The sequence below is a fragment of the Streptomyces nanshensis genome, assembly GCF_001751255.1.
GTDB classification, from domain to species: Bacteria; Actinomycetota; Actinomycetes; order Streptomycetales; family Streptomycetaceae; genus Streptomyces; species Streptomyces nanshensis_A.
The window spans coordinates 1-5045 of record NZ_LJGW01000296.1 but is presented as its reverse complement, the minus strand read 5'-3'; the positions used below and the strand labels follow the sequence as shown (position 1 = coordinate 5045).

The window sequence follows — 5045 nt, the reverse complement described above, 5'->3', positions numbered from 1 at the left end:
CTCGGGCGGCTGCTCGCCGCCGACGTGCGGCGGCACGCGCCCGGCGCGGTCACGGTCGTGTGCGGTCGTGGCCCGGCGCCGTGGCAGGGGGCGGAACCGCCCGCCGACGGCGTCGAATACCACAGCGTGGACGTCACCGACCGGGCCGCGGTGGCCGCCCTGGTCGATCGTGTGCTGAGGGCACACGGCAGGCTCGACGGTGTCGTGCACGCGGCGGGGCTGCTCGCCGACGACTACGTGGTCCGCGCGTCGCACCGGGAGACCCAGCGCGTACTGGCGCCCAAGGTCGCCGGTCTGGTCCACCTCGACGAGGCCACCCGCGAACTGCCGCTGGACTTCCTGGCGGCCTTCTCCTCCGCCGCCGGGACGCTCGGCAACGCGGGCCAGGCCGGTTACGCCGCGGCCAACGGCTTCCTCGACGCCTACCAGACCCACCGCGCCGCGCTGGCCGAGGCGGGCGAGCGGCACGGCCGTTCGCTCTCGGTCGGCTGGCCGCTGTGGCGGGACGGCGGGATGACCGTGCCGGACGAGCAACTGCCCGAACTCACCGAGCGGTTCGGGCGTCCGCTGACGACCGGCGCGGCGCTGACGGCACTGCACGCCGCGCTCGCCCTCGGCACACCGCACGTCCTGGTACGGGACGGCGCGGAGCCGGACGCAATCGGAGCCGTCAACGCAACCGGGGCCGTCAACGCAACCGGGGCCGGCGCCGGGACCGGGACCGGGGTCGCGGACCCGGCTGTGAACGAGGCCGTCGGCACGGCCGTCGACGGCGCTCTGGAGGACGACGCCCCGGAGGGGGACAGGAAGGGAACTCCGGCTGTGGAACCGCGCCCCCGCGTACTGCCCGCGCTGAAGCAACTCGTCGCCGAGACCGTGCGGTTGGACCCGGCCGAGCTGGACGCCGCCGCGCCGCTGGACGGCTTCGGCATCGACTCGCTGGCCGTCACCCGGCTCAACCGCCGCTTCGCGCAGTGGTTCGGGGCGCTCCCCAAGACGCTGCTGTACCAGTACCCGACGCTGAACGAACTGGCCGGGTACCTCGCCGAGCACCATCCGGAGGGCTGCCGCCGCTGGCTCGCCGACACGGCGTCCCCGTCCGCGTCCGCTTCCCCGTCCACGTCCAGGTCCGTGTCCGCTCCCTCCGCTCCGGAGCCGCGGCCGTCAACTCCCGCCGCCGCCGGGGCCGTTCGCACGGCCGGGACGAACGGCACGACCGGTGCTGCCGCCCCGGTTTCCGCCCGGGTTTCCGCCGAGGCCCCCCTTCCCGCCCGTACGTCACCTGTCGACGAGCCGATCGCCGTCATCGGTCTGCACGGGCGCTATCCCGGCGCCCCCACCCTGGACGCCTTCTGGGAGAACCTGCGCTCCGGCCGGGACGGCGTCACCGAGATCCCCGCCGAACGCTGGCCGCTGGAGGGCTTCTGGGAGCCCGACGTCGAGCGCGCGGTGCGCGAGGGCGCGAGCTACAGTAAGTGGGGCGGATTCCTCGACGGGTTCGCGCAGTTCGACGCGCTGTTCTTCGGGATCGCGCCGCGCGAGGCCGCCGACATGGACCCGCAGGAGCGGCTGTTCGTGGAGAGCGCGTGGTCGGTCCTGGAGGACGCGGGCTACACCCGGCAGCGCCTCGCCGAGCAACACCGCTCCCGCGTCGGGGTGTTCGCGGGCATCACCAAGACCGGCTTCGACCGGCACCGCCCCGCCGCCCCCGCGGAGACGGACGCTTCCTCCGCCACGGGCGGCGTGCCGCCCGCCTCCCCGCGTACGTCCTTCGGCTCGCTCGCCAACCGCGTCTCGTACCTGCTCGATCTGCGCGGGCCCAGCATGCCCGTGGACACCATGTGCTCGGCGTCCCTCACGGCCGTGCACGAGGCGTGTGAGCATCTGCGGCACGGCGCCTGCGAGTTGGCCGTCGCCGGCGGCGTCAACCTCTATCTGCACCCCTCGACGTACGTGGAGCTGTGCCGTTCGCGGATGCTCGCCCGCGGCGGCGAGTGCCGCAGCTTCGGCACCGGCGGCGACGGCTTCGTGCCCGGCGAGGGCGTCGGCACGGTGCTGCTGAAGCCGCTGTCGAAGGCGGAGGCCGACGGTGACCCCGTACACGCGGTGATCCTCGGCTCGGCCATCAACCACGGCGGCCGCACCAACGGTTACACCGTGCCCAATCCGCGCGCGCAGGCGGAGCTGATCCGCGAGGCGATGGACCGCGCGGGCGTCTCCGCCGACGAGGTCGGCTGCGTCGAGGCGCACGGCACCGGAACGGCGCTCGGCGACCCCGTCGAGATCGAGGGCCTGGCGCAGGCGTTCGCCGACCGTACGGACACGGCGGCGCCGTGCGCCCTCAGTTCGGTGAAGTCCAACATCGGGCATCTGGAGGCCGCGGCGGGCATCGCGGGCCTGACGAAGCTCGTGCTCCAGCTCCGGCACGGCGAACTGGCGCCCACGCTGCACGCCGAAGTGCCCAACTCGGACATCGACTTCGGCTCCGTACCGTTCGCGCTCCAGACCGCCGCGGCGCCCTGGCCGCGGACCGGAGGGGACGGCGGACGGCGGATCGCGGGGCTGTCGTCGTTCGGCGCGGGCGGGGCGAACGCGCATGTGGTCGTCGCGGAGTACACGGGCGCACCGGCCGCCCGCACCTCCGCGCCTGCTGTGGCCGACGGGTCCGCCGCGACCGCCGGGTCCGGACGTCCGGTGCTGCTGCCGCTGTCCGCCAGGACGCCCGAGGATCTGCGGGCCCGCGCCGTGCAGTTCGCCGAGTGGCTCGACTCCCGCGAGGCGGTCGATCTGACGTCGGTCGCGGCGACGCTCCAGACGGGCCGCGAGGCCATGGACGAGCGGCTGTGCTGTGTGGCGTCCACGCCCGGCGAATGGCGCGAACAGCTCCGTGCGTTCGCCGACGACCCGGAGCGCGAGGGCCCCTGGCACCGTGGCCGGGTGCGGGCGACCGGCGAGGCGCTGGCCGCGCTGGCGGAGAAGGACGAACTCCGGGCGCTCGTCGGACGCTGGACCGCCCGCGGCGAGTGGGCGGAACTGGCCGCGTTCTGGGCCAAGGGCATGCCGCTGGACTGGAGTCGCCTGTACGCGGACGGCCGGGTCCCGGCCCGGCTCCATCTGCCCGCCTATCCCTTCGCCGGGCGCCGCTACTGGCCCGGACCCGCGGACGTACGGAACACGGCGGACGCCCGAGCGCCCCGCCCGTCCCCGCTTAGCCCGTCCCCGCTCAGCACGTCAACTCCCGGCGCGTCCAGGCCCGTTGCCGTCGCGCCCGTTGCCGCCGCGCCGTCGGCGGAGTCGTACATCGAGCGCGTGCTGCTCGACGCGCTCGGCGAGGCCCTCCAGATGACGCCCGCGGAGATCGACCCGCGCCGCCCCTTCGCGGACTACGGGCTGGACTCCATCCTCGGCGTCCACCTGGTCAACGTCCTCAACGAGACGCTGGGCACCGGTCTGGAGACCACCGACCTCTTCGACCACGGCACCGCCGAGCGGCTGCGCGCGTTCCTCACCGAGACCTACGGCGGCACGGTGACCGTCCCCGACGGCACGGGCACCGCTGCCGAGTTCGTCCCCGACGCTCCCGTCCCGGCCCGCGAGGCGGACGACCCGGTCGCCGTCGTCGGCATGGCCGCGCGCTACGGCGACGCCGAGGACCCCCGCGCCCTGTGGGACCGCCTGCTGGCCGGTGACGACCTCGTCGAGCCGGTCACCCGCTGGGACCTGGGGCCCGAAGTGACGTGCCGCGCGGGCAGTTTCGTACGCGGCATGGACCGGTTCGACCCGGTCTTCTTCGCGATCTCCGGTGTCGAGGCCGCCCATATGGACCCGCAGCAGCGGATCTTCCTGGAGCAGTGCTGGAACGCCCTGGAGGACGCCGGATACACCGGCGAGCGGCTGCGCGAGCGCAACTGCGGCGTGTACGTGGGCTGTTACGCGGGCGACTACTACGACAGCATCGGCGACCGCGCCCCGGCCCAGGCGCTGTGGGGCACCATGGGCTCGGTCGTCGCCTCGCGCATCGCCTATCAACTCGACCTGAAGGGCCCGGCGCTCACCACCGACACCTCCTGCTCCAGCTCGCTCGTCTCCCTCCATCTGGCCTGCCGCGATCTGCGCACGGGCGCCGCCGACATGGCGATCGCGGGCGGTGTCTTCCTCCAGACGACGCCGCGGCTGTACGAGGCCGCGACCCGTGCGGGCATGCTCTCGCCCACCGGCCGCTGCCACAGCTTCGACTCCCGCGCCGACGGCTTCGTCCCCGGCGAGGGCGCGGGCGCCGTCGTACTGAAGCGGCTGTCGGACGCGCTGCGCGACGGCGACCACGTCTACGGCCTCGTCCGCGCCACCGGCGTCAACCAGGACGGCACCACCAACGGCATCACCGCGCCCAGCGCGGCTTCGCAGGAGGCGCTGCTGCGCGAGGTGCACGCGGGCGTCGCGCCCGGCGGCGTCCAGTTGGTCGAGGCGCACGGCACCGGTACGCAGCTCGGCGACCCGATCGAATTCCGCGCCCTCAGCCGGGTGTTCGGGGACGCGCCCGCCGGCAGCGTCATCCTGGGCTCGGTGAAGACCAACCTGGGACACACCCAGTTCGCGGCGGGCATCGCCGGCGTTCTCAAGGCGCTGCTGGCGTTGCAGGAGCGGCGCGTTCCGCCGTCGCTGCACTTCGCGGAGGCCAACGCGCGCGTACCGCTGGACGGCAGTCCCTTCACCGTCGCGACGACGGCACAGCCGTGGCCCGAGCCCGTCGAGGGACCGCGCCGGGCAGCCGTCAGCTCCTTCGGGGCCAGCGGCACCAACGCCCATGTCGTACTGGAGGAGCACCCGCCCGTACGCGGTACCACGGGGCCGGAGTCCGAAGGAGGGGACGGCGAGGCCGCCTTCCTGCTGTCGGCCCGTACCCCCGCCGCGCTGCGGGCCGTCGCCGAGCGGCTGCTCGCGCGGATCGAGCGTGAACCGGGCCTGCCCGCCCGGCAGGTGGCCTACAGCCTCGCCGCCGGACGCCGCCACTTCCCGCACCGGCTGGCCGTCGTCGCCGCCGGGCT

At 74.5% G+C, this 5045-nt stretch carries 1 protein-coding gene; it reads left to right on the top strand.

The window, feature by feature from the left end:
- A partial coding sequence (locus AN218_RS17525) for an SDR family oxidoreductase (RefSeq protein ID WP_141747610.1) occupies positions 1-5045 on the top strand: 5045 nt, incomplete at both ends.